This is a genomic window from Streptomyces sp. NPDC101178 (genome assembly GCF_044767965.1).
Lineage (GTDB): Bacteria > Actinomycetota > Actinomycetes > Streptomycetales > Streptomycetaceae > Streptomyces.
Genome location: NZ_JBIWOZ010000002.1, coordinates 765478 through 789744, shown reverse-complemented (window position 1 = coordinate 789744; position 24267 = coordinate 765478). Strand labels below are relative to the sequence as shown.

26 protein-coding genes are annotated in these 24267 nt (G+C 72.0%); 18 read left to right on the top strand and 8 right to left on the bottom strand.

The genetic code is table 11. From position 1 onward, the window contains the following. Window positions 1-82: 82 nt before the first annotated feature. On the top strand, window positions 83-544 hold the full coding sequence (locus tag ACIRR8_RS07675) for a hypothetical protein (RefSeq protein WP_404060251.1): 462 nt from the start codon (window positions 83-85) through the stop codon (window positions 542-544). A gap of 89 nt (window positions 545-633) precedes the next feature. On the opposite strand, the gene ACIRR8_RS07670 is transcribed toward ACIRR8_RS07675, so the two are convergent. The 4 genes from ACIRR8_RS07670 to ACIRR8_RS07655 all read right to left on the bottom strand — a co-directional run bounded on the left by ACIRR8_RS07670 (window position 634) and on the right by ACIRR8_RS07655 (window position 2895). Next, on the bottom strand, window positions 634-1443 hold the full coding sequence (locus ACIRR8_RS07670; RefSeq protein WP_404060249.1) for a D-Ala-D-Ala carboxypeptidase family metallohydrolase: 810 nt from the start codon (window positions 1441-1443) through the stop codon (window positions 634-636). A 188-nt stretch (window positions 1444-1631) separates the two neighbouring features. Continuing rightward, the gene (locus ACIRR8_RS07665; protein WP_404060247.1) at window positions 1632-1847 is read right to left on the bottom strand and encodes a DUF397 domain-containing protein; all 216 of its coding nucleotides are present in this window, start codon (window positions 1845-1847) and stop codon (window positions 1632-1634) included. A gap of 5 nt (window positions 1848-1852) precedes the next feature. After that, the gene (locus ACIRR8_RS07660) at window positions 1853-2059 is read right to left on the bottom strand and encodes a DUF397 domain-containing protein (RefSeq protein WP_404060245.1); all 207 of its coding nucleotides are present in this window, start codon (window positions 2057-2059) and stop codon (window positions 1853-1855) included. Further along, window positions 2056-2895 carry a helix-turn-helix domain-containing protein gene (locus ACIRR8_RS07655; RefSeq protein WP_404060243.1) on the bottom strand — a complete coding sequence of 280 codons (840 nt, stop codon included), beginning with the start codon at window positions 2893-2895 and terminating at the stop codon, window positions 2056-2058. Before ACIRR8_RS07655 ends, ACIRR8_RS07660 begins: the two co-directional genes overlap by 4 nt. Before the next feature lie 95 nt (window positions 2896-2990). Between ACIRR8_RS07655 and ACIRR8_RS07650 the strand changes: the two genes are divergently transcribed. The 6 genes from ACIRR8_RS07650 to ACIRR8_RS07625 all read left to right on the top strand — a co-directional run bounded on the left by ACIRR8_RS07650 (window position 2991) and on the right by ACIRR8_RS07625 (window position 5300). Continuing rightward, window positions 2991-3278, top strand: a complete 288-nt coding sequence (locus ACIRR8_RS07650; RefSeq protein ID WP_404060240.1) for a hypothetical protein — start codon at window positions 2991-2993, stop codon at window positions 3276-3278. After that, on the top strand, window positions 3275-3520 hold the full coding sequence (locus ACIRR8_RS07645; RefSeq protein ID WP_404060238.1) for a hypothetical protein: 246 nt from the start codon (window positions 3275-3277) through the stop codon (window positions 3518-3520). Before ACIRR8_RS07650 ends, ACIRR8_RS07645 begins: the two co-directional genes overlap by 4 nt. Continuing rightward, a complete protein-coding gene (locus tag ACIRR8_RS07640) occupies window positions 3517-3921 on the top strand; it encodes a hypothetical protein (protein ID WP_404060236.1) in 405 nt (134 codons plus the stop codon). The genes ACIRR8_RS07645 and ACIRR8_RS07640 overlap by 4 nt, the downstream gene beginning before the upstream one ends. A gap of 4 nt (window positions 3922-3925) precedes the next feature. Next, a complete protein-coding gene (locus tag ACIRR8_RS07635) occupies window positions 3926-4390 on the top strand; it encodes a hypothetical protein (protein WP_404060233.1) in 465 nt (154 codons plus the stop codon). Window positions 4391-4418: 28 nt separating this feature from the next. Then, window positions 4419-4829, top strand: a complete 411-nt coding sequence (locus ACIRR8_RS07630; protein WP_404060735.1) for a hypothetical protein — start codon at window positions 4419-4421, stop codon at window positions 4827-4829. Between the two features lie 114 nt (window positions 4830-4943). Then, on the top strand, window positions 4944-5300 hold the full coding sequence (locus ACIRR8_RS07625) for a hypothetical protein (protein WP_404060231.1): 357 nt from the start codon (window positions 4944-4946) through the stop codon (window positions 5298-5300). 84 nt (window positions 5301-5384) lie between these two features. Here the strand turns inward: ACIRR8_RS07625 and eno are convergent, their stop codons facing one another. Next, the gene (gene eno / locus ACIRR8_RS07620; protein ID WP_404060229.1) at window positions 5385-6677 is read right to left on the bottom strand and encodes a phosphopyruvate hydratase; all 1293 of its coding nucleotides are present in this window, start codon (window positions 6675-6677) and stop codon (window positions 5385-5387) included. Between the two features lie 157 nt (window positions 6678-6834). Here eno and ACIRR8_RS07615 point away from each other — a divergent pair, with 157 nt between their 5' ends. The 3 genes from ACIRR8_RS07615 to ACIRR8_RS07605 all read left to right on the top strand — a co-directional run bounded on the left by ACIRR8_RS07615 (window position 6835) and on the right by ACIRR8_RS07605 (window position 9870). After that, window positions 6835-7272 carry a MarR family winged helix-turn-helix transcriptional regulator gene (locus ACIRR8_RS07615; RefSeq protein WP_404060227.1) on the top strand — a complete coding sequence of 146 codons (438 nt, stop codon included), beginning with the start codon at window positions 6835-6837 and terminating at the stop codon, window positions 7270-7272. A gap of 849 nt (window positions 7273-8121) precedes the next feature. Next, window positions 8122-8973, top strand: coding sequence for a helix-turn-helix domain-containing protein (locus ACIRR8_RS07610; RefSeq protein WP_404060225.1), 852 nt, complete (start codon window positions 8122-8124; stop codon window positions 8971-8973). 123 nt (window positions 8974-9096) lie between these two features. Then, a complete protein-coding gene (locus ACIRR8_RS07605) occupies window positions 9097-9870 on the top strand; it encodes a 4'-phosphopantetheinyl transferase family protein (RefSeq protein WP_404060223.1) in 774 nt (257 codons plus the stop codon). Here ACIRR8_RS07605 and ACIRR8_RS07600 read toward each other — a convergent pair. Beyond that, window positions 9849-10388, bottom strand: a complete 540-nt coding sequence (locus ACIRR8_RS07600) for a flavin reductase family protein (protein WP_404060221.1) — start codon at window positions 10386-10388, stop codon at window positions 9849-9851. The two genes, ACIRR8_RS07605 and ACIRR8_RS07600, sit on opposite strands and share 22 nt — an antisense overlap. A gap of 314 nt (window positions 10389-10702) precedes the next feature. On the opposite strand from ACIRR8_RS07600, the gene ACIRR8_RS07595 reads away from it, so the two are divergent. Continuing rightward, on the top strand, window positions 10703-11626 hold the full coding sequence (locus tag ACIRR8_RS07595; RefSeq protein WP_404060219.1) for a LysR family transcriptional regulator: 924 nt from the start codon (window positions 10703-10705) through the stop codon (window positions 11624-11626). 49 nt (window positions 11627-11675) lie between these two features. Here ACIRR8_RS07595 and ACIRR8_RS07590 read toward each other — a convergent pair whose 3' ends face one another. Next, entirely contained in the window at window positions 11676-13220 is a 1545-nt protein-coding gene (locus tag ACIRR8_RS07590; RefSeq protein ID WP_404060217.1) for an amino acid adenylation domain-containing protein, read from the bottom strand. A 246-nt stretch (window positions 13221-13466) separates the two neighbouring features. Here ACIRR8_RS07590 and ACIRR8_RS07585 point away from each other — a divergent pair, with 246 nt between their 5' ends. Beyond that, window positions 13467-15854 (top strand): condensation domain-containing protein, encoded by a 2388-nt coding sequence (locus ACIRR8_RS07585; RefSeq protein ID WP_404060215.1) that lies wholly within the window; start codon window positions 13467-13469, stop codon window positions 15852-15854. Here the strand turns inward: ACIRR8_RS07585 and ACIRR8_RS07580 are convergent. Continuing rightward, window positions 15847-16404, bottom strand: coding sequence for a CGNR zinc finger domain-containing protein (locus ACIRR8_RS07580; RefSeq protein ID WP_404060213.1), 558 nt, complete (start codon window positions 16402-16404; stop codon window positions 15847-15849). The two genes, ACIRR8_RS07585 and ACIRR8_RS07580, sit on opposite strands and share 8 nt — an antisense overlap. A gap of 141 nt (window positions 16405-16545) precedes the next feature. Here ACIRR8_RS07580 and ACIRR8_RS07575 point away from each other — a divergent pair, with 141 nt between their 5' ends. The 6 genes from ACIRR8_RS07575 to ACIRR8_RS07550 all read left to right on the top strand — a co-directional run bounded on the left by ACIRR8_RS07575 (window position 16546) and on the right by ACIRR8_RS07550 (window position 24252). Beyond that, window positions 16546-17880, top strand: a complete 1335-nt coding sequence (locus tag ACIRR8_RS07575; protein WP_404060211.1) for an MFS transporter — start codon at window positions 16546-16548, stop codon at window positions 17878-17880. A 207-nt stretch (window positions 17881-18087) separates the two neighbouring features. Then, a complete protein-coding gene (locus ACIRR8_RS07570) occupies window positions 18088-18342 on the top strand; it encodes a phosphopantetheine-binding protein (RefSeq protein WP_404060208.1) in 255 nt (84 codons plus the stop codon). Continuing rightward, window positions 18339-21506 carry an amino acid adenylation domain-containing protein gene (locus tag ACIRR8_RS07565; RefSeq protein WP_404060205.1) on the top strand — a complete coding sequence of 1056 codons (3168 nt, stop codon included), beginning with the start codon at window positions 18339-18341 and terminating at the stop codon, window positions 21504-21506. The genes ACIRR8_RS07570 and ACIRR8_RS07565 overlap by 4 nt, the downstream gene beginning before the upstream one ends. After that, the gene (locus ACIRR8_RS07560) at window positions 21503-22225 is read left to right on the top strand and encodes a thioesterase domain-containing protein (protein ID WP_404060202.1); all 723 of its coding nucleotides are present in this window, start codon (window positions 21503-21505) and stop codon (window positions 22223-22225) included. The genes ACIRR8_RS07565 and ACIRR8_RS07560 overlap by 4 nt, the downstream gene beginning before the upstream one ends. Further along, complete coding sequence (locus tag ACIRR8_RS07555) at window positions 22222-22962, top strand: SDR family NAD(P)-dependent oxidoreductase (protein ID WP_404060199.1); 741 nt, start codon at window positions 22222-22224, stop codon at window positions 22960-22962. The genes ACIRR8_RS07560 and ACIRR8_RS07555 overlap by 4 nt, the downstream gene beginning before the upstream one ends. Before the next feature lie 6 nt (window positions 22963-22968). Next, window positions 22969-24252 carry a glutamate-5-semialdehyde dehydrogenase gene (locus ACIRR8_RS07550; protein ID WP_404060196.1) on the top strand — a complete coding sequence of 428 codons (1284 nt, stop codon included), beginning with the start codon at window positions 22969-22971 and terminating at the stop codon, window positions 24250-24252. Window positions 24253-24267 lie beyond the last annotated feature (15 nt).

The following is a 24267-nucleotide window of genomic DNA, read 5'->3' as shown; positions in this document are numbered from 1 at the left end:
ACGAAACTGGACGTAAGCGAGCAGGGGCCTTCCTCCGGCTCGCGGCAGACGAGGCAGCGATACCGGCAGGAGAGAAGCGAAGATGCGTGGCGTTCTGATAGGTGCCCTGGGTGGCACGGTGGTGGTTCTCGGCATTGCGGCCGCGGTGGTCGTACCGGAGGCCAAGGAGTGGTACGACGGCCGCCACGAGCAGACCTCCTCCTACACCACGGGCAAGGCGGCCAAGGCCGACCGCGACTCCGTCCCGCGCTGGCTCCCGGACGACGCCGCCTCCGTCGAGTACGCCATGCGCACCACCGGCGGCGAGCGCATCCTCAAGGCCAGGCTCAGCGGCGACCGACTGCCCGCGTCCTGCGAGCCGCTCCAGGAGAAGAAGGCTCCGGACCCGGAGATCAGCGCCTCCTGGTTCCCGTCGGACACGGCGGGCCGGGCACAGGGCCGCTGCGGCTCCTACTACGTATCGGTGGCGGACCACACGCTGTACGCCTGGCAGACGAACGGCGACTGGACGGAGGAGAACCGCCGCTCGTCCTCGGCGGAGTAGGACGCCCGCTCCCGTGCCGTCTCCGCGCGGCGGTGGTGGCCGGCTGCGCCGCTGGCGACGCGCCACCGGCCACCACCGCCGTGACGGCGTCAGATACCGCAGCTGGGCGCGGACCAGAAGCGGCCGCTGCCACCCGCGACGTGCGTGTGGTCGTTGTGGCCCGGGTAGCCGGGGCCGAGGATCTCGGTGAAGCCGTGGTTGCGGGCCGCCTGGGCGAGGGCGCAGAAGCCCTGCGATCCGGCGCCGAGGTCCGCCGCGTGGCCGTACATGTGACGGCTGTTGGCGGCGCCGCCGACCGCGCTGTTGCAGGAGACGCTGCGGAAGCCGCCGTTGACGGTCATCGGCCGGTCGCCCATCGCGTGCCGCATGGCCTGGAGCTTCCACATGGTCACCAAGGCGTTGGCGCGTGCGGTGGCCGCGCTGACCCGGCCGCCGGACCAGTCGGAGTTGCAGCGGTTCAGCTCGGCGTACGTGAAGTTGACCGGCGTGCAGTCGTCGTCCTGGAGCTGGTAGATCTTGTTGAACGTCTGCGGCCCGGCGATGCCGTCGGCGCCGAGTCCGTACGCCGCCTGGAAGCGCTGGATGGCCGCCTTCGTGGCCGGACCGTACGCACCGTCGATGGCGAGCTGGTTGCCGGTGCCCGGATAGCCCGAGACCCGGATCTGGAGCTGGCGTACGGCCTCGCCGCTCGCACCTTCCCGGAGCGTGCCGCCCCAGGTGTAGCAGGCGTCGGCCGTGCCGATGTCTCCGGAAGCCGTGGACGCGGGAGTTGTGGTGGCGGTGGTCGTGGCGGTGTCCGGTGACGTGGGGGCGGACGCGGATACGGCGGATGTGCCGCCGAGGGCGAGCGCCGCGCCTGCGAGCGTGGCGAGCAGGAATCCGGTGGGGCGTGATCGCATGAGGCTGCACCTCTTCGTGGGAGGGAGTCGGCCGGCCGGTGTGATTCCGAGCCTCTGCCGCGCCGCCGGAGCTGTCAAGGGCATGACAACTATCTGTGGTGTGGGTCTGGTGCGCCTGTGTGTCGGGACGTGTGTGCTGTCCGGAGGCCTCCGCCGCGCTCGGCGGAGGCCTCCGGCTGGTGCGGTGGTCAGATGGTGCCGAAGTCTCCGGCCTTGACGCCCGAGACGAACGTGGAGAACGCGGCGGCGGTGAGGTCGAGCGTCGGGCCGGTCGGGTTCTTGGAGTCGCGTACGGGGACGGTGCCGGTGGTGGTCGCGGTGCCCGGAGCCCACTCGACGCAGGAGCCGCCGTTGTTGCTGTAGGAGGACTTGACCCACTGCCGGGCCGGAGATTCGGTCGCCATGAGCGTTACAGCTCCTCGGACTTGAGACCTGTCACGAAGGTGGAGAACGCGGCGGCGCTGACGTTGAGCGTCGGGCCGGTCGGGTTCTTGGAGTCGCGTACGGGGACGATGCCGGTGGTGGTCGCGGTGCGCGGGGCCCATTCGACGCAGGAGCCGCCGTTGTCGCTGTAGGAGGACTTGACCCACTGCTGGGCCGGGGATGCGGTTGTCACAGGATGCCCTTTCGATGCCGGCGGACCATGTCCACGGTCTCTATCGGCGACAGAGACATGGACTGTCCCTGATGGTAGGCCCTCACCAGCGGTAGCACAGAGGCGATTTCGCGGTCGAGATAGCCCTGCGTCTCCGACTCGACGTACGAGACCAGGGACCGGTCGTCCAGCGTCAGCAGGTTCACCAGCCGGTTGAAGGGTCGGCGCTCACCGATGCTGTACGGCACGAGTTGGATCGTGGTGTCCGGCTGTTCGGAAAGGTCGATCAGATGCTGCAACTGCGCCGCCATGACCTCAGGTCCACCGATCGGGCGGTGGATGCAGCTCTCGTCCAGCACCGCCATGAGCACGGGCGGCACGATCCGCACTAACGACTCCTGACGCTTCATGAGGAGCGCGACGCGTTCCTCGGCCGCCTGGGGCGTGATGATTCCACGGGTGACGGCTCCGCCGGCCAGAGCCTGCGCGTACTCGCGCGTCTGGAGCAGGCCAGGAATCACGCCGACCTCGAAGATGCGGATCTCCGCCGCCGCGCCCTCCAGGACCACGTACTCCGGAAAGCCCTGCAACAGCACACCGTGCCTGATCTTCCGGCACTCGCGCTCGAACGAATCAGCGGTTCCGGTGAATCCCAGTGCGCCGTCAACGGCGATCGAGAAGCTGAGAGTTGGAGATTTGCTACAGGTTTCCACCCCGGAGATGTGGCGCCCGGAATATCCGCACCGCCTGCCGAGATCGTCCTGCCGCCAGCCCCGGGCCTCACGCGCATCACGCAGACGCACGCCGTAGGCCGCCTCCGGGCTGTCGAGCGCATTGAGCTTCTTGCGGTTGGCCAACGTACCCCCCAGATCCGAAACGTTGATGTCTGTCTCGACGGTAGGCCACGCTGAGCCGCCCCGGTAGCCGTTCAGTCACGGAGAGGAGCTATCAGGTGTACGGCGAGAACGCGTGCCCGAATGCCCAGGAGCCTCCCGACATCCCGGAACCTCCGGAACACCCGAAGCCTCCTGTGCTCGGGGCCCTCGTGGTCGACACCAGCCGCGCCGACCGCGTGGGCGAGTTCCGAGGAGTGGCCGGCGCCCGCTGGTCCTTGCGCCCGGTGGGCGGCGGGCGCGAGTGGGAGGCCGAGCCCGGCGACGTACGACCGGCGCTGGTGATGGAGCAGCTGCGGGCCCGTACGGCACGGCTCAACGCGCGTAGTCGGGGTGAGGTGCTGTGAGCCTTTCGGTATATGTGCGAGGCCGGGTGGCGCGGGCGCTCAGGTGGCGCCGGGCCGAGCGTGAGGCCCCCTTCGCCGAGCTGCAACGGATCGAGTCCGACCCGGCGTTCCGGGCGCTGTTCCTCGCTGAGCTGGAGGCCGCGATCGCCGACCGGGAGGCGGAGCGCGAGGCCGTGCTGGCGGAGGTCGCCGCGGCTGCGGACCGGCTGCGGAGCCTGCTGAGGCCGGAGCGTGCGGCGTGAGGGACCTCGTCTACGTGGCGGCCGTCACCGCGACAGCCGGCGGACGGGCGGTCTGGCTCGGCGGGATCGCCGTACCGAACCGCCGCCTCGTACTCCGCTGGCTCCGGCGGCAGGCGCTGCGCCTGGCCGACGGACACGGCCGGGACCTGCCGCCCGCCTCGCCGTGGCTGCGGGCGAGGGACGTCCGGCAGGTCACCTTTCACGGCTCCGACGCTCCGGAAGGATTGCGGGCGTGGGCGGGGGATGAAGGACGCCAGGGCGAGGCCATAACCGCCTTGGAGCGCGGGCTCCCCGCTCTGCTCACCGTGGCCGACCCCGCAGTGGGGCTGTGCGTCACGCTCGCCGGGTGGGCGGTAGGGTCCGGCGACCCACCGCCCCTGCACCTCAGGGAAGAGAACTGAATCCGTGCTGCAATGCACCGCCGTAACCGATGTCCCCTACTACGAGGCGCTTCTGGCGCTCACCACCATGAAAGGCGGTCCCGCGCGTCCGTCCGAGGTCCTGGATGAGGACGAGTTCCTGCTGTGCGAGCTGGGCGAGCACGACGAGTCGGCCGAGCACGCCGCGTACCTCTGGGCGGCCGACACCGTGGAGGACCAGGACCTGTGGCTGCTGTGGACGGGCAGCGGTGCGCACCGCGTCTACCGGTTCGAGGTCCGTCCGGTGTGTCCCGCGCGGCTGCGGCACCTGGCCACCGGCAAGGTCGAAACGTGCGCGTACTTCGACCACCATCCGGGCCCGCACTCGTTCTTCGTGACCGATCCGCTGGGTGAAATCGTCGCGAACCGGGAGGAGAGGAGGAGAGGAGGAGGAAGGGATGTCGGCGGTGATGTGGACGGTGACGCGGACGGAGATGTGGATGAGCCCTGAGGACGGGCGGCCGGAGGGTTCCGGTCCGATGCGCCAGTGCACGGCCGTGACGCTGTTACCGCCTCCGGAGCATGTGGTCCGGAACGCCGTTCCCGGTGAGCCGCCGGAGGCGGGGTACGTCCTGTGCGAGCTGGCCGAGCGCCACACCGCCGAGCACGCGGCCCTGCTCTGGGACGTCGACGCGAGCCGCGAGGGCGTCTGGGTGCGCTGGAACGGCGGAGGCAGCGGCGGCAGTGGCAGTGGCGGCGGCAGTCGCAGTGGCGAGCGGGCCCGGCTGGCGGGTCTGGCCTGGTGCGCGGCGGTCGACGCGCGGAGCGGCGACGCGTGCGGGCTGTTCGCCGGCCACCCGTCGGCGCACGACTTCGACGTGGTGGACCCGACGCTGGTGGAGATGGACGCGCACCTGGACGGCCATCCGGACCCGGCGGACGGGCCGTAGGGGCGCAAGGCCTCTGCCGGCGACACGAAGGCGGGCGGGCAGGCATCCCCGTATCCGGAAGGGCCACATGCTAGGCATAGCGGGCAAGAATTCCTAAACGGGAGGTATGCAACGATGCGCACGACCCTTATCCGCGTCACGACGGCGCTCGGTGCCGCAGCCGCTCTGGCCGTGTTCGGCGCGGGCACGGCCGCCGCCGACGGCCTGGGCAACTCCGGCATCGGGAACTCGGGCGTCGGCAACGCGGGCATCCACAACTGGGGCGCCGGCAACGCGGGGATCGCCAACTGGGGCCTGGGCAACGCGGGTATCGAGAACTCGGGTGCGGGTAACGCGGGCATCCACAACTGGGGCGCCGGCAACGCGGGCCTCCACAACGGCGGCCTCGGCAACGCCGGTCTCGGCAACACGGGCCTCGGCAGCCACGGCATCGGCAACACGGGCGTGGGCAGCTCCGGTATCGGCAACTGACGCACGTACTGAGCCAGCTGAGCCAGCTGAGCCGTTCGGGCCGGCCCGCCTGTTCACTGAGCAGGCGGGCCGGTCTGTTCTCGTTCAGCGGCGGCCGGTGGCTCCCGACAGGACGCGCGATCCGGCGTACTGCGCACTTGCGCCCAACTGCTCCTCGATGCGGATGAGTTGGTTGTACTTGGCGGTGCGGTCGGAGCGGGAGAGCGATCCGGTCTTGATCTGTCCGCAGCCGGTGGCCACGGCCAGGTCGGCGATGGTGGTGTCCTCGGTCTCGCCGGACCGGTGGGACATGACGACGGTGTAGCCGGCGCGGTGGGCGGTGTTCACGGTGGCGAGAGCCTCGGTCAGGGTCCCGATCTGATTGACCTTGACCAGGACGGAGTTGGCGACACCGGAGGCGATGCCGTCGCGCAGGATCGCCTCGTTGGTGCAGAAGACGTCGTCGCCGGTGAGCTGGCAGCGCGCGCCGACGCGGGCGGTGAGGTCGCGCCACCCGGTGAGGTCGTCCTCGGCCATCGGGTCCTCGACGGACACGACGGGGTAGGCGTCGATCAACTTCACCAGGTAGTCGACCTGCTCGGCGGGGGAGCGGCGTACGCCCTCGCCGGTGTAGTCGTACACCCCGTCGCGGAAGAACTCGGACGAGGCCGGGTCCATGACGAGGCCGATGTCCGTGCCAGGCCGGTAGCCGGTGCGCTCGACGGCGGCCACCACGAAGTCGAGGGCCTCCTCGGCGGTGCGGAGCGAGGGTGCGAACCCGCCTTCGTCGCCGACGCCGGTGGAGTGCCCGGCGGCGAGGAGGTCGCGGCGGAGCGTGTGGAAGACCTCGGAGCCCATGCGTACGGCCTCGGCGAAGGTGGCCGCGCCGACCGGGGCGATCATGAACTCCTGGAAGTCCAGCGGATTGTCGGCGTGGGCCCCGCCGTTGACGATGTTCATCATCGGTACGGGCAGCAGGCGGGCGTCGGAGCCGCCGAGGTAGCGGTAGAGCGGCAGCCGGTGGGCCGCCGCCGCGGCCTTCGCGGCGGCCAGCGAGACGCCGAGGACGGCGTTGGCGCCGAGGCGGGACTTGGCCGGAGTGCCGTCGAGAGCGACGAGCGCGGCGTCGAGCCCGGCCTGGTCCTCGGCCGCGCGCCCGATCGCGGCGGCCGCGAGCTCGGTGTTCACGTGGCGTACGGCCTGGTCGACGCCTTTGCCGTGCCAGCGGGCCGGGTCGCCGTCGCGGAGTTCGACGGCCTCGCGGGCGCCGGTGGACGCGCCGGAGGGGGCGGCCGCCCGGCCGATGGAGCCGTCGGCCAGCTCCACATCCACTTCGACGGTGGGGTTGCCACGGCTGTCGAGGACGGTGCGGCCGGTGACGGAGGCGATGGCGGTCATGGGAGTCCTTCCCGTTGTCACGCGAGTGGCCGGGTTCGGCCGCGGCGACGGTGGCGCGGAACCCGACACCAAAAACTCTACAGCAAGGCTGTGCAGTAATGCTGTTCAGTTAGGCTGCCCACTTCTTCCGGTCGGCTACGCTGCGTTATCCTTCGGTATGCCTCCTCCGGAATCCGCCTCCGCCTCCGCCGTCGCCGCGGAGCTGCGCACCGCGACGGGAAAGCTCACGCGCCGCGTGAAGCTGGAGGACCGGATGCCGCTCGGCCAGGTGGCCGTCCTCGGTGCGCTGGACCGCAGCGGTGCGATGACGACCAGCGATCTGGCGGCCGACCAGCGGGTCCGCCCGCAGTCGATGGCCCGGGCGGTGGGCCTGCTCATGGATCAGGGCCTGATCACCCGCCGCGCCCACCCGACCGACGGCCGTAAGGCGCTCCTCGAACTCTCCACCGCCGGCCAGGCGCTGCTGGAGGAGGAGCGCGGCCGCAGGGCGGACTGGCTGGCCCACGCGATCGAGTCGGAACTGACCGCGCAGGAGCGGGAGTTGCTGTCGCGGGCGATCGGCTTGGTGGAGCGGCTCGCGGCGCACCAAGGGTAGTGATCGCCCGGGCCGACGGCGCTCGTGACCGATGCGGTCAGGGCCTGCGGCGCAAGCGTCTGCCCCGGCAAAGGCCCGACATGCATGTGTCAAAGGTCACATTCATATGACTTGCCTCTGGAAGTGTCAGCGACACTTTCGTCCGCCTCCGATGATGACGTCGAAGGGTGACTCGATCATTGATGTGAAGGTCATTGCCCGGAAATTCCGTGGAATTACCCTGTGTGAAATATTAACGGGCTGTGATTCTAGGGGCGGAATTCGTCATTCCAGAGAGGCGCGGCGCGAGGATGATGCGGTGCGACCGGATCCGAGATCTGCTCGGGTGGCGAAGACCTGCGTGCTCCATCGGGGAGGTGTGTGCGTGAGGCGTGCATGTTGGCGCCAAGGCGTGGAGAACTCCGTTCCGGTCCGAGCTCCACTCGCGTGACCCGGTGAGAGCCGGGTTGTCCGCGGGCCGGAGCGCCGCACCCCGCTCCCTGCTCGGACGCCCGCTCTCGCGTGCTGTCGCCGCCGCCCGGTCGACGGCCTTGTCCGGTCTCCCCCCACGAGAAGGACCTTAAGGCACCCCGCAGAGGCGGTGCCTCGTCAAGTCCCGCTCCTCAGCTCCTCACCCCACAGAGAGACTGCCGTGAATACTGTCATGCTCCCTACATGCCATTGCCGACGCCGCCTGGCACGATCCGTCCCGGCCGGGGCCGCCACCGTCACCGCCAATGAGGCGGAGCCTGAGGGGTGGCTGATATGACCGCCCTGGGATCAGCGACGACAGAGACCGCGACCAGGAGCGGCGGCAGACGCCTGGCAGGCAAAAGCGCGTCCCGGCGGCGCAGTGGCGCCACCCCGGCCGTGCCGGCCAGCCCGTCGGCCCTGAGGGTCGCCGAGCTGGGCAGCTTCCTCGCCGCCCGTCGCTCCGAGGTGACACCGGAGCAGGTGGGACTGCCGGGCGGAGGCTCACGCAGACTTCCCGGGCTGAGGCGGGAGGAGGTGGCGATGCTCGCGGGTATCGGCGCCTCCTGGTACGCGTGGATCGAGCAGGGCCGCGCGAAGAACGTCTCCCTGGAGATACTGAAAGCCATCGCCCGGGTACTGCGTCTGACCGAGATGGAATTCCTCTACATGGCCCGCCTGGCCGGCTACACCGTCGCCCACCGGCCACAGGGGCCGATCGACGACGAGCGGCGGCTCGCGGCCGGGGTGGTCGACAGCTTCCTCCCCAAACCCGCCTACTTCCTGAACCGCTACTGGGACATCGTGGCGGCGAACCGGAGCGCCGAGCGGCTCCTGGGACTCGAAGGGGCCAACCACAACTACCTGGAATCACTCTTCCTCGACCCGCTCGCCCCAGCACGCTTCGCCGACTGGGAGGCCGTGGCGACGGAGGCCGTGGCGCACTTCCGCACCCAGAGCGGTGAGTTCCTCGGCGATCCCCGGCTCGCCGCGCTCACCCAGTACTTATGCGAGTGCAGCCCTGCCTTCGCGGACCTGTGGAACCGCCACCGGTTCAGCGACGGCACGGAGGTCGGTCTCGAACTGCTCCATCCGGAGCTCGGGCCGGTGCGCCTGACGCAGATCTGTCTCGACTTCACCGCGCGGCCGGGCCTCCAGCTCGTCCTCCTGGAGACGCAGCCCGGTGCCATGAGCGACCGCCTGGCGCGCTGGGGCCGGGAAGCCTCCCGGGACGTCGTCGCGCCCGCCTGATCCCGGCCGACATGAGCCGCGCCCTGTTCCGCCGTACCTGATATGTCTCCGCGCCGCAGAAGGGAGGGCGACGGTGAACCGTGACCGATGCCGCGCCCCGCGCCACCACCGGGTCGTACGGTCATGACCCTTCCGCGGCCGGTGGACGGGGCCACGCATCTGTGGCTGCTGCCCCGGCCTCCGACCGGCGCGGCGCGGGGGCCCGATACGGCGGTGCTCGACGCACGTGAACGCCGCCGCGCCGCGGAGTACCGGGACGAGGGCGCCCGACTGCTCTACGTCGGTGCCCACGTGGGGCTGCGCGTGCTGCTCGGCGCCTACACGGGCACCGATCCCCGTGACGTACGGCTGTCACGGGACGCGTGCCCCTGCTGCGGCGAGCCGCACGGCAGGCCCGTGCTCGCGCATCCGGACGTGCCCCTGCACTTCTCGCTCTCGCACGGTGACGGACTGGCCCTCGTCGGCGTCGCCGCCGTGCCCATCGGCGTGGACGTCGAGCGCATCCCGTCCCACCGGACCGCGCGGGCGTGTACCGCCGCTCTGCATCCGGCCGAGCGGGCCGAGCTCGCCGCGGCACCCGAAGGCACGTACGCCACCGCCTTCGGCCGGCTCTGGACGCGTAAGGAGGCGTACCTGAAAGGGCTGGGCACCGGCCTGGCGCGCCCCCTCGCCGCCGACTACCTCGGCGCGGACCCGGCGCGTCGGCCGGACGGCTGGCAGGTCCTCGATGTCGCCTGCGGTCCGGACCATCATGCGTCCGCCGCCCTGAGGACCGCCGGACCGGTGCGGGCGAGTGTGCGGGAGCTGCCGTCGCGGTGCCTGGAGCCGGACGGCCCGTCACCCGCGGCGGTGGCAGGGCCCGTTCCGCCGTCCGGTCACTCCGCCAGCCGGCCGTAGGCCCCCTGGTAGAACACCAGCGGTGGTCCGCTGCCCTGGGTACCGAGGCGGTGGACACGGGCGATGACCACGTCGTGGTCGCCGCCGGGATACTCCGCCTCCGTGGAGCACTCGAGCCAGGCGGGCGTGCCGTCGAGGACCGGTGCGCCGGCCGGGGTGGTGTGCCAGCCGAGGCCGCTGAACTTGTCGCCGCCACGGGTGGCGAGCCGGGTGCTGACCTCGCGCTGGTGCGAACCGAGGATGTTGACGCAGTAGCGGTCGGCGGTACGGATCTTGGGCCAGCTGCTGCTCGTCCGGGCCATGCAGAACAGCACCAGGGCGGGGTCGAGGGAGAGCGAGGTGAACGAGTTCACGACGACGCCCGCGGGAGCGGAATCCCGTCCGTGCAGGGCCGTCACGGCTACGACACCGGTGGTGAATCTGCCCAGGGTGGCGCGGAATTCGCCGGGATCGATCCGGCCGGGGGCCGGGAGGTCGGTCGGACGCTGGACTTGTGGAGGCGCGACTGACGAGGACATGAGGGCATCGTCGGCCCGACGCGAGGGGAGAGGGAAGTGCCTCTCGGTGGTATTGGTGACGGCAACACCGAGAGCTGGTGCGGTGCGGGTCGCGCGTCGTTAAGGTCGCACAGCGGAGCGGATCCTGCTCCCGCCCGACAGCGCACCGGCGTGCGACGGCGACGACCCCGTACGACGGACGATGGGAGCTCAAGGTGCACCACGACGCGCAACGGCCGGAAGTCGCACGGGGGATCGCGGGCGGGCCGGCAGAGCCGGACACCCGTGGCCGGAACCGCGGTGCGCTCGCCACGGGGGCCAGAGTGAGCGGCGGCATGAACATCAAGCAGCTCGACGCGTTCCTCGCCGTCGCCGGGTCACGCAGCTTCACCAAGGCCGCCCGTCTGCTGGGGCTCGCCCAGCCGACCGTCACCGCCCGCATCAAGGCCCTGGAGCAGGTCCTTGACGCGGTGCTGCTCCAGCGTACGGCCGATGGGGCACAACTCACGCCCGCCGGGCGTCAGTTACACGCCTACGCCTCCCGCATCGTCCGGCTCAGCGAGCTCGCTCAGCACTCGGTCTCAGGACCGGGGACCCAGGAGCCGCCGCTGTCCGTCGGCGCCGCGGAGTGCATCGTGGCGTACCGGCTCCTGCCGATGATCGAGTACCTGCACCTGCGGCACGGCGGACTCGGCGTGGCCCTGCGCGGCCTCGACGACGATCCCGTCGCCCTCCTGAACCAGGAGCTGGTGGACTGCGCCTTCTTCATCGGCCCGCGCCTCGACAGCCCCACCGTGCACCACCGGTTGCTGCGGCGGGAGTCGCTCAGCCTCGTGGCCGCCCCGTCGCATCCCCTGGCCGGAGTGTCCGTCGCCTCCGCCGAGGACTTCGCCGGGGAGACGATCGTGTGCGCGCACCGGTGGAACGGCGGCTATCAGCGGTGCTTCGAGACGGCGCTGGCCGCCACCGGCCGGCCGCCGGCCGGTGTGCTCACGCTCGGTTCGGTGGACGCGGTCAAACGTGGTGTGGGTGAGGGCGTGGGCATCGCGCTGCTGCCCACGGTCGCGGTGCGCGACGAGCTGCGCTCCGGACAACTCGGCCGGATCGGCTGGTGGGCACCGTTCGACGTGTACTCGCAGTGCGCGTGGCGTCCGGGCCTGGAGGAGGACGTGTCCTTCGCGACCGTCCTCGACGCGGCCGGGCAGGTGCTGGCCGAGGACCGGACGCACGACGCCCCCGTGCTCCGTTCCGCGTCCTGACCGCTCCACCGGCCGGGCCGAGCGCTTCACGGCCCGGCCGGTGACGGTCTCAGCCGGTGTGCGCGCTGCCGAGCTCGGCCGTCAGGGACGCGCGGTCCACCTTCCCGTTCGCGTTGAGCGGCAGCGTGTCGAGCACCGTCAGGGACGCGGGGATCATGTAGGCGGGCAGCCGTGCGGCCAGCCGCTCCAGGGCGGCGGCGGTGTCGTCGAGCCCTCCGGTGCAGGCGGCGGCCAGTTCCACTTCGCCGGCCACGCCGGGCAGTGCCAGGACGACGGCCTCCACGACATCCGGCAGATCCAGCAGAGCGGACTCGATCTCGCCCAGCTCCACGCGATAGCCGCGGATCTTGAGCTGGTGGTCGAGGCGGCCGAGATGGACGAGCGCCCCGTCGAGGAGACCCACCCGGTCCCCGGTGCGGTACCAGTGATCGCGCGTCAGCGGCTCCTCACCGTCGTGGACGACCGCGACCCCGTCCACCATGCGCAGGAACCGGCCGGCGTCGTCCGCGGGGTCCAGGTACCCGGGGAAGCGCTGCGTCCCGCGCACCACCAGCTCGCCGGTGTCCGCGGGCCGGCCGCTCTCGTCGAGGACGAGGTGCTCCTGGCCCGGGTACGGCGTACCGATGGGGACCGTGCCGTTGGCCGGGGCCGGCCAGTCGGCGGGATCGGCCGGCAGGCGGAACTCCGTCCAGGTGACCGTCATCTCGGTGGGGCCGTAGATGTTCTCCAGGACCGACTGCGGTGCCGCCGCGTGCCAGGCCCGCGCGTGCGGCAGGGTCAGCGCCTCGCCGCAGAACAGGCTCCAGCGCAGCGTCGGCATCGAGTCCGGACGCAGGGCCCGCAGCCGCATGGCGATGGACGCCACCGACGGGACGGAGTTCCAGTGGGTGATCCGGGCCCGGTTGACGAACAGCACCGGCGTCAGCAGTTCCTTCTTGTCGGGCACGACGAGCGCCGCCCCCGAGCCCCAGGCCGCGAACATGTCGTAGACGGACGGGTCGAAGGTGAGGTCGAAGGTCTGCGAGACGCGGGAGCCGGGCCCCAGCTCGTAGCGGGGGATGACGTGGCCCAGGTACGCGGAGACGTTGCGGTGCGCGATCGGAACACCCTTGGGGCGGCCGGTGGAGCCGGAGGTGAACAGGATGTACGCGAGGGAGTCGGGGCCGGCGCCGGACGGCGGCAGGTCCGGCACGGGGCCGGTGCGCAGCGCGGCGATCCGCTCGGCCGGCAGATCCACCGACGAGGTGCCGAGATCGGTGCCGTCCTCCGTGATCACGAGGTCGAGCCCGGCGTCGGCGGCGATCGTCGCGTTCCGGGCGGGCGGCCAGGCGGGGTTGAGCGGCACGACGACGGCACCGAGCCGCTGCACCGCGAGGTAGCCGGCGTAGGCGGCCGTACTGCGGGCGGCCAGCAGGCCGACCCGCCGAGGTGTCCCGCCGTGCGCGGCGACGAGTTCGCCCGCGATGCGGGCGGCGAGTGCGTCGAGTCCGCTGTACGTCAGCGTCTCTCCCGCGACCTCCAGCGCGATCTCCCGGTCGCCGTGGCGGGCAACGGAGTCGGCGAACCAGTCGTACATGGTCCAGGTGGCGTTCATGAGTCCGGTCCTCTTCCGTGGCGCGGTGTGATGAGGGGAAAGTCCCGGCTCTTCGCGAAAGGGCGGTGAAAATGGGCGGCCGGAGACGTGGAGAGATTGTTTTTCCGCGCGTGGCCGTGCGTCAAGAGGAGAGTGCGGCGCCGTACGAAGGCGATTCATTTTCCGAATACGCCGTTTGCCGAGGCGGCGGGCAGGTCGGAATGATGGGGCCCGCTCAGGACAACTCTTTCCTTCCGGTGAGGACCCATGACGCAGAAGCTCGATATCCGGCCGAGTTCGCCGCTTCAGGAAGCGCTGTGGTGGGTGCAGCACCGGGGCGGACGCCAGGACCTGATGAACCTCACCTGGCGGCTGCGGACCGGCCGGCTCGATCCGGAGATCCTGGCCGCCGCCTGGCGGCACGTCGTGGACCGGCACGAGGCGCTGCGCAGCGCCTTCGAGCGGCGGGGCGAGAGTGTCGTACGGATCGTCACCCCGGCGCCCGTCGAGACCCGGCCGCAGGAAGTGACCTGGGAGCGGGCTCCCGGGGACCGCGAGGCGGAGTCGCTGCTCGACGACCTGGCGGCGCGCCTGCACGCGGTGCCCTTCGACCTGCACGAGGCGCCGTTGATCCGGCTGATGGTGGTGCGCGCCGGCGATCTCGACGAACTCCTGGTCACCGCCCACCACTCCGTCATCGACGGCTGGGGCATGCAACTGCTCCTCGACGACCTCCGGAGCGCCTACGCCACCGTGCGCGACGAAGGTGCCGCGGCGCTCGACCCCGCACCGGTCCCCGTCCCGGCCGTGACGGCGGGATCCGGAGCGTCCCCGCACGAGAGGGCCTACTGGACCGAGCGGCTGCGCGGGGCGTTGCCGGCGGCACTCGCCCCGGTGCGCTCCAGCGCCGCCGCCCGTTCCGGAGCGGTCCTGCGGCACACCCTGTCCGCCGGGGCGCGTACGGCCGTGAAGGCCACCGGCCGACGCGTGGGGTGCACGGAGTTCGCCGTGCACCTCGCGGCTGTCCGGACCGTGCTGGCCAGAGGCGGTGCGGAGGGGCTCACCGTGCTCGGTACCGTCGTGGCGAACCGGCTGACCCCGGCGGACCAGCGCAGCGTCGACTACCGCGCGAACACGGTGCTGCTCGCCGACGAGATCAGCCCGCAGGACACCTTCGACGAGGTGGTGGGCCGCGCCCGCGACGGGCTCTGGGGGAGCCTGCCGTACCAGCACGTGACCTACCCGGAGGTGTTCGCGGCGCTGGCCGAGGACGACCGGGCCGCACTCGGCACCGTCCCGCCGGTCCTGGTGACCCACCACGGGGCGATCGGCTCCGGCGTCGTCCTCGGCGACGAACCCGCCCGGCTGCTGCCCAGCCCGTCGACCAGCGCCCGCTGCCAGCTGCTCATGGGTGTCTTCGACGACGGGGACGAGAGCGTCCTGGAGCTGGAGTACGACACCTCCGCCCTGGACGAGGACGCGGTGCGCACTTTCCTCGCGGATGTCGAGAGCGTGCTCGTCGGAACGGCCGACGGTGGCCGCCGTGTCGCGGACCTCGGTGTGGCCACCCGGGCGACGGCCCGGCCGGCCCGCGCCGCCGGGCCTGCGGGCGTCCCGTCGGACGGTGACGCGGCGGAGACCACCGGAACGGTGCTCGCGCACTGGCAGCGGGTGTTCGGCCGCCCGGTCGGCCCGGACGACGACTTCTTCGACCTGGGCGGGCACTCCCTGCAGGTCCTCGAACTGGTCGCCCTGGTGGAGAAGAGCACCGGGAGCGAGCTCGATGTCACGGCTTGGCTGGAGGAGCCGACGCCCGCCCGCATGGAGCGGCTCACGGCGCCGGAGCCGCTGGAGGGGACCGCGTACGCCGAAGGATCGGCCACGCCCGGTGCGGCGCGGGCGACAGTGCTCCGCGCCGGGACACCCGGAGGCCTGCACCTTCATCTCGTGCACGGCGCCGGCGTGGGCGTGCTGCCGTACCGCGAGCTGGCCGGCGCGCTCCCGGCCGACTGGCGGATCACGGTCGCAGAGGACGACGGAGTCGCACCGGCCCGGGTGGGGGACATGGCCCGGCACTACACCGACCGGCTCCTGGCCGACGGAGTGCCGGACCTGCTGGGCGGCTGGTCGATGGGCGGGCTGCTCGCGCACGGGATCGCCGCCGAACTGCGCGCCCGCGGGGAGCACTGCCCGCCCTTGCTGCTGCTCGACCCGCCGGTGCCCGGAGACGTGCCGGAGGGCGGCGCGGACGGATTCGCCCGAGCCGCGTTGCGCGGAGCCCACTCCGTGCTGCCGACACCCGACCGGATCGGCCTCGGACCGAGTGATGACCGGGCCATGGAGACCCTCGCGGTGCTGCTGAGCCTGGCCACCGGCGAGGCGGTGGGGGAGGCGCTGCGGGCGCGGTACGCCCTGCACGCCCGGCACGTGGCGGCGATGGCGGCACACCATGACGCCCAAGTCGTCGATGTGCCCGCGCTGCTCGTCGCCGCCGACCTCACGGACGAGGCCGTCGGCCGCTGGCGGCGCTTCGTCCCGGACGCCGCGAGCGTGCGGGTGCCGGCGGACCACTACGGCATGCTCACCGGTGGGGCGGCCGAGGAGGTCGCCCGACTGGCGGCGACGCTGCTGCCCTCGGGAGTCGCGGTCAGCTGACGCCCGGCCCGGCCGCCTGCCGGGCCGCGTACCGGCGTGCCTTGGCGCGGTTCCCGCACACCCGCATCGAGCACCAGCGGCCGCTGCGGTTCTTCGAGGTGTCCCAGAAGACCCAGGCGCACGCGTGCTCGGCACACCGCTTGAGCCGGACGGCGTCGCCCGTGAGGGTCAGCTCGCTCCAGGCGACGGCGAGCGCCGCGAGCGCCGATCGGGGCGCCGGGAGCTGCGGGGCCGGAATCAGCGTCCCGGGCGCGGTGCCGTCCGCCGTCACCACGACGGGCAGTTCTCGCAGCGCCTCGTCGGCGGCCCGCTGGACGGCGGGGTCCGGCTCGTCGCCGACGTGGGCGCCGAGCACTTCCCGGATACCGGCCCGCAGGCGCAGGCCGAGAGCGTGGTCGCGCGCGTCGAGCCGGGAGCCGCGCAGCAGCTCCTGTCCGCGCAGCCAGCTGTCGAACTTGCGAACGGTGTCGATCTCGTCGGTGCCGGTCTCGACATCGACCGTGTTGACGAATGCCTGGATGAGCTGGGCGGACGCCGGTGTGTCGCGCATGAGCCACCTCCCGGTATCGAACTCCAGCCTACATCGCCTAACCGGCAATCGTCTTTACCGGTAGCGAACATGTGTGGTGCCGTGCCAGAATCGGCCTCCTGAGGATCACCAGTAAAAGCGTTAGACGGTTAGGGGAGACTGATGACCGAGCAGAGCCTCGACACCAAGAAGGCGCCTGAGGAGCCCCCTCCGCCCGCACCGTCCCTCACGAAGGCCGGCCCCGACCCCGAGCAGCCGAGCCTGCGCCGCGGCAACCGCAACACCGCCGTCCTGCTCGCCTTCACCGCGGTCACCAACCTCGCCGACGGTGTCACGAAGATCGCGCTGCCCCTGCTCGCCACCCAGGCCTCCGCCTCTCCGGCGCAGGTCTCCGCGGTGTCCCTCACGCTCACGCTGCCCTGGCTGCTCGCCGCCCTCCACGTCGGCGTCCTGGTGGACCGCCTCGACCGGCGCCGGCTGCTCTGGGGGGCCAACGCCTTGCGCCTGATCGCCCTCGGCTCCCTGATGCCGCTCGCGGCGAGCGACGGCATCACCATCCCCGTGCTGTGCGCCGTCGGCATCACCCTCGGCGTGGCCGAGGTCATCGCTCTGACCTCGGCCTCCGCGATGATCCCGGCGCTGACCCCGCCGGAGGGGCGCGAGAAGGCCAACACCTGGATCGCGGGTGCGGAGACCGTCTGCAACGAGTTCGCCGGCCCCTTCGTCGGCGGCCTGCTCCTCGCGGCCGGCACCGGCATCGCCCTGGGCGTCACCTGGGTCTCCTACCTGGCGGCCTCGCTCATCATCGTCCTGCTCGTCGGCCGCTTCCGGGCGGTGCGCGACGAGGCGGCCGAGGACGCGGCACCCGCCACCGTCCGCACGCAGATCGCGGAGGGGCTGCGCTACCTGTGGCAGCACGTCCTGCTGCGCACGATGGCGCTGATCCTGACCGTCCTGTGCGCCTGCTGGGGCGCCTGGCTCGCGCTCATGCCGCTGTTCGCCACCACCGTCATGAACCTCGACTCGCGCCAGTACGGCATCCTGCTCAGCGCCCTGGGTATCGGCGGCCTGGCCGGTGCGCTCTCCGTCACCTGGCTCAACCGCTTCTTCGGCCGCCGCTGGGTCATGTTCGCCGACCTGGTGGGCACCTTCGCGATGATGGCCGTGCCCGCCCTCACCACCGAGCTCTGGGTGGTCGCCGTCGCCGCGTTCCTCGGCGGCATGGGCGGCACCCTGTGGACGGTCAACGCCCGCACCATGGCGCAGCGCATCGTCCCCGACGCCATGCTCGGCCGCTACGGGGCGGTCAGCCGGCTGTTCAGCTGGGGCGCCATGCCGGTCGGCGCCGGTCTGATGGGCCTGATCGCCGAGTGGTTCGGCATGGAGACCGCCTTCGGCGTCTTCGCCGTATCGGTCGTGCTCACCATCCCGCCGTTCTTCAAGGTGCTCACCGGGGCCGCGCTCACCGAGGCGTTCGGGGACACCGCGCGCACCTGACGCGTCAGCTCGTCCCGCACGAAGGGGAGGCCGGAATTCCGGCCTCCCCTTCGTGCTGCGTGTATTGAAATCTCTGATGGGCACCGGCCGGAAAAACCCTCCATCAGTTCCTTCGATGGGAGTCCGAAGGGGCAGTTGACCCTCGCGAGCGACCTGCTGAATCATTTGTGGTGCGCCAGGAAGCGAACTTTCCGAGGAGTCCAAGAAATGAATCCCGCGGACGTGACAGCCGATGGAGAAATCAACTCCGTTCTTGAGAGAAACATTCGCACGTCGTTCGACGACAATTCACCTCTCGCAGAGGTGGGTCTGCATTCGCTGTCCGTTCTGCGCATCGCCGGTGAGGTGATCACCGATCCCGACCGGGAGATCGATCCCAGCGGCCTCGCCGCCGTACGGACGGTGGGCGATCTCCGGCAGTGGCTCCAGGAACTCCGCGCCCCCGAGGAGAACGCCCGATGACCCTCGCCCCCGAGACCGCCACCGGCACCCTCCCGCTCACCGCGGCCCAGCAGGGCCTGCTGGTGGTGCACCACACCGTGCCGGTGCCCCACCTCTACAACGTCACGGCCGAACTGGAGCTGGACCCCGGCCTCGCCCCGGACACCGTCGGGGCCGCGCTGACCTCGGTGCTCGCCGTCCAGCCGGCCCTGCGGCTGGCGATCCGCGGGGGCGCGAAGCCGCACGCGGTGCTGGGCGACGTCCCCGCCGCCCCACCGCTCGACACGGTCACCGTCGACGCCGGCGCGTTCGCCGGGGAACGGGCCCGGCTGCTCGGTGAACTCGGCACCACCGCCTTCGACCTCGACGACCCCCCACTGCTCCGCGCGGTGGTGCTGCGCGCCGCCGACTCCACCCGCACCACCCTCCTGATCGTGGTGCACCACCTCGTCTTCGACGGCTTCTCGCTGCGCCAGCTCGTCCGCGACCTCGGTGCCGCCGTGCGGGGCGAACTCGACGTCGACACCGTCCGCGCCGCCCGAGAACGCGCTCTGCACCGGGAACTGGCCGCCCAACTGCGCGCCGCCGACGACGAGAAGGCGGAGCAGGCGGCGAAGGTGCTGGCCGAGCGCCTGCGTACCGCTCCGGCGACCGTCCTCAACCCGCGGCCCCACCGTCCCACCACCACCGGCTTCACCGGCGCCCGGCGCGAGATACACCTCTCCGCGCAGCGGTCGGCCGCGCTGGACCGGTTGTGCGCCGACCTCAAGGTCAGCCCGTTCGTCCTCTTCTCCGCCGCCTACGCGGCCGTACTCGCCCGGCACTCGGGCAACTCCACGGCCGTCTTCGGCAGCCCGGTCATGGCCCGCCGCACCCTCGGCTCCTTCGACCTGTGCGGCTTCTTCGTCAACACCCTGCCGCTCATCGTCGACGTGCCCTTCGACACTCCTTTCGACAGCTTCGTGCGCGAGAGCGTCCAGCCCGAGGCCGACCGGGCGCGCGCCGACGCCGCCGTCTCCTTCGACCGCATCGTGCGCCACGTCGACCCGGACCGCTCGACCAACCGCAATCCGGTGTTCTCCTGCATGCTCGCCCTCCAGGACGCCACCGGAGCCGAACCCGGCTCCGTGGTGCGGCAGGTGCGGGAACACGGCAACGGCACCGCGAAGTTCGACCTGTGGCTCGGCGTCACCCCCGCGGCCGACGGCTGGCTCCTGGAGCTGGAGAGCGACCGCGAACTGCTGCCGGAGCCGCTGGTGGACGCCCTGGCCGCATCCCTCGAAACGCTTCTCGCACGGGCCGCCGAGAGCCCCGGACGTACCCTCTCCGACCTCTTCGAGGACGCCTCGGCCACCGACTCCCACGCGCACGACGGATACCGGCGCCGCCTGGCCGAACCCGACCTGCCCCACGCGGTCCGGGCCGTCGCGGCCGCGCACCCCGGGCGGATCGCGGTGGAGGAGGACGGGCGGCACCTCGCCTACGGCGAACTCGACCGCCTGGTCACCGTCGGCGCGACCGCGCTGGCCGCCCGTGGCGTGGGCCACGGCACCGTCGTCGGGCTCACCACGACCACCCTCGTGGACACCGTCGTCGCCGTGCTCGCCACCCTCGCCCGGGGCGCCGTGTTCCTCCCGCTCGACCTCGGCCTGCCCGCCGACCGGGTCGAGTACATGACACAGAAGGCCGACTGCCGCCTCGTCATCGGCGAGGAGACCGTCGACGGCGTCGCCCTCATCACCCCGGCGCAGCTCGCCGCCGCCCCGGCACCGGAGGCGGCCGTCCCGGACGAGGCGGCCACCACCGCGACGGGCCCCGACGACGGCGTCTACATCATGTTCACCTCGGGCTCCACCGGCCGCCCCAAGGGCGTGCTCATGCACAACGGGCCGCTGCGCAACCTCACCGAATGGCAGCTCGACGCCCTGGACATGGACGAGCGCACCCGGTTCCTCCAGTACGCGCCGCTCGGCTTCGACGTCTCCTTCCAGGAGATCCTGCCGACCCTCGTCGCCGGCGGCACCCTCGTCTCCCGGGAACCCGCCGACCGCCGGGACCTGCCCGCGGTGGTCGAGCGGATCCGTGCCCACCAGGTCACCCACGTCTACCTCCCGGTCGCCGCGCTGCCCGGATTCGTCCGGGCCGCGCAGGACACCGGCGACGAACTCGCGCAGCTGCGCCAGGTCTGCGTCTCCGGTGAACAGCTCCTCATCACCGACCAGGTGCGGAGCTTCTTCGCCGAACGTCCCCACCTCACCCTCGTGAACCTGTACGGGCCCACCGAGACGCACGCCGTCACCACCCACCGGCTCACCGCCGGCACCTCGCCCTGGCCCTCCCACGTCCCCATCGGCCGTCCGCTCACCGATGTCGCCGCGCACCTGGTGGACACCACCGGGCACCTCGCCCCGCGTGGTGTGCCCGGTGAGCTGTACCTCGCCGGCGCCTGCCCGGCACGCGGTTACGTCAACGACGCCGAACGCACCGCGGAGCGCTTCCTGCCCGACCCGTACGCCGACGACCCGCACGCCCGCATGTACCGGACCGGCGACCAGGTCATGCGCGACGAGAGCGGCGATCTGGTCTTCCTCGGCCGCAACGACGACCAGGTCAAGATCCGCGGCTACCGGGTCGAGCTCGGTGAGCTGGAAGCCGCGGCGGTCTCCCACCCGGACGTACGGCGCGCGGTGGCCGTCGTCCACGGCAACGCCGCCGACCTGCGGCTCGCCCTGTTCGTCCTGCCCGAGAACGACCGCACCCCGGAGCCGGAGCGGGTGCGCGACCACGTGGCGGGCGTCCTGCCCGGATACATGGTGCCCACCCGCACCTTCGCCCTCGACACCGTGCCCACCACGCCCAACGGCAAGGTGGACCGGGCAGCGCTCGCCGCCCGTGCCGAGCGGGCCCTCGCCGAGGAGACCCGGACCGCACCGGCGGCGACCGTCTCCGACGACCCGCTCGTGGTGGAGCTGCGGCTGCTGTGGGCGGACCTGCTGGGCGTCGCCGACGTCCCGGTCGACCGCTCCCTGCTGGAGCACGGCGCGCACTCGCTCACCATCATGTCCGCCGCCGCCACGATCGAGGAGCGGTACGGGGTCCGCATCCCGATCCTCGACTTCTTCCGGTCCCCGACGATCCAGGCCCAGGCCGACCGGATCACCGAGCTGCGCGAGACCGCGTCATGACCGCCACGACGCCGGACGCCGGCCTGCTCGTCCAGTTCGCGACCCGCCCCGGGCCGCTCAGCTCGGTCCTGATCCACCCGGCCGGCGGCGGCCTCGGCCAGTACCTCGCCGTCGCCGCCCACCTCTCCCGGCACGGCGACGTGTTCGGCATCCGCGCCGCGGGCCTGCTGCCCGATGAGGAGCCCGTGGCCGACGTCGAGGAGATGACCAGGACCTACCTCGGCCTGATCGGCACCCTCCCCGAGCGTCCCCGCCTGCTGTTCGGCTGGTCCCTGGGCGGTGTGATCGCCTGGGAGCTGGCCGCGCGCATGGCGCAGGACGGACCCGCGCCGGCGGTCGTCATGATCGACAGCTTCGCCGGACTCCCGCGCGCCACCGACGAGGACTACACCGACATCATCGAACGGTCCGTCAGCCACCTCGACACGGGCATGGACGCCGCCCGCGTCCGCACCACCGCCCACGCACACATCCGGGCGGCCACCGGTCACCGCACCCGCTCCCGCGCCGCCGGCCCCGCCCTGCTCGTCACCTGCGCCGGTCCCGACCGGCAGCGGCAGACCGCCGCCTGGCAGGAACTGGACGACCGGCTGACCGTACGGGAGCTGGACTGCGGCCACTTCGAGGTGTTCGCCCCGCGGCACCAGGAGCACCTCATCACGCACCTGGACAGCTTCCTCCCCTCCCTCATCGACGTGGACCGGGAGACGCCCCGATGACCGACAACGCCCCCCTCGCCGTCGTCACCGGCGGAACCCGCGGCATCGGCCTGGCCCTGTCGGCCCGGCTCCGCCGCCTGGGGTACCGCACCGTGGCCCTCTACCGCTCCGACAAGGACGCCGCCCAGGAGGCCGCCGACCGGCACGGCCTCACGGTCGTCCGGGCCGACCTCGCCGACAGCTCCTCGGTCCACGCCGCCGCCCGCCGGATCCTCGCCGAACACGGCCCGCCCGAGGTGCTCGTCAACAACGCCGGCGTCAACATCGACCGGCCCTTCCTGGAGCTCACAGAGGACGACTGGCGCCAGGTGATCGACACCAACCTCTCCGGCCCGTTCCACCTCACCCAGGCCTTCGCCCCGGCGATGCTCGATGCCGGCGGCGGCACCATCGTCAACGTCGGCGCCACCACCGGCATCCGTCCCCGCCTCAACGGCGTCAACTACGCCGCGTCCAAGGCCGGTCTGCTCCAGCTCACCAAGTGCCTCGCGCTGGAACTCGCCCCCACCGTGCGCGTCAACTGCCTGATTCCCGGCATGACCGAGACCCAGGAACTCGTCGAGCGCTTCGGGCTCGACGACCCGGAGCGCCGCGCGGCGGTGCTGACCGAGATCCCGCAGCACCGCATCGGCACCACCGACGACATCGCCGACGCCCTCGAATACCTCGTAGGCCCGCTCAGCCGCTACGTCACCGGTCAGAAGCTGATCGTCGACGGCGGCCAGTTCATGTGGTAGGAGATCATGACCGACGAACTGCTCGTATCCGCCCGCGAAGCCGTGGCCGCCGCCCCACCGGTCGGCGACCTCGCCTACGAGAACTACTGCCGGGAACTCGCCAAGAGGCTCGCCGCCCGCTGGCCGGCGGTCCTGGAGGCCAACGCCGAGGACGTGGCCCGCGCGGAGGAGCGCAAGCTGCCCCCGGTGCTCCTCGACCGGCTGCGGCTGACCCCCGCGCACCTGGGACAGCTGGAGCGCCTCGCCGAGACCGTCCTGGCCGAACTCCCCGCCGTCAGCGCGCCCGGTGACCCGGTGCCGGCGGGGGAGTGGGGGACGCGCCACCTGGTCCCCAAACCGCTGGGCGTCGCCTTCATGGTCTTCGAGGCCCGCCCCACCGTCACCATTGAGGGAGCCCTGCTGCCGGTCGCCGTCGGCAACGCCGTCATCCTGCGCGGCGGCAAGGAGATCGCCCGCACCAACCAGGCCCTCGCCGGCGTCGTCCACGAGGCGCTGGAGGCCGCCGGGCTGCCGGCCGGCCTGGTCAGCGTCCTCGACGACCCGGACCGCTCCGCCCTGCGCGCCCTGATCAAGCGTCCCGACGCGATCGACGTGCTCATCCCGCGCGGCAGCCCGTCCCTCATCGACTACTGCCGCAACTCCTCCTCGATCCCCGTCATCGCCAGCGGTGGCGGCGTCAACCACCTGTACGTCCACCGCAGCGCGGATCTCGACCTCGCCGCCGAAGCCGCGCTCGACAGCAAGCTCCCCGAGCCGACCGCGTGCAACACCGCCGAGATGGTCCTCGTCGACGCCGAGGTCGCCGCGGACCTCGTCGCGGCCGTCCTGCGCGCCTCCGAGCGCGGCCGGCGCCCCGTCACCGTCCGCCTGTCGACCGGCACACCACGCCCCGACGGCGCCCACGAGCCCGTGGCGGACCGGCCCTGGAAGATCGGCGAACTGCGCGAGCACGACTTCGGCCGCGAGTTCCTCGACGCCACCATCGGCGTGCACCCGGTCGCCGGCCTGAGCGAGGCGACCGGCCACATCCGCCGGTACGGCTCGGGGCACACCGAGGGCGTCATGGCCCGCGACGAGGACGTGACCCGGGAGTTCGCCCGCCACGTCGACGCCGCCACGATCGTGGTGAACGGCTCGCTGCGCCTGCACGACGGCCCCACGCTCGGCCTCGGTTCCGAGCTCTCCATCAGCACCGGCCGCCTGCACGTGAGGGGGCCCGTGACGCTGGCGGCGCTCGTCACCCACAGCTGGGTCGTCGAGGCCCGCGGCACCCTGCGCTCCTCCCTCTGACACCGCTCACTCCGC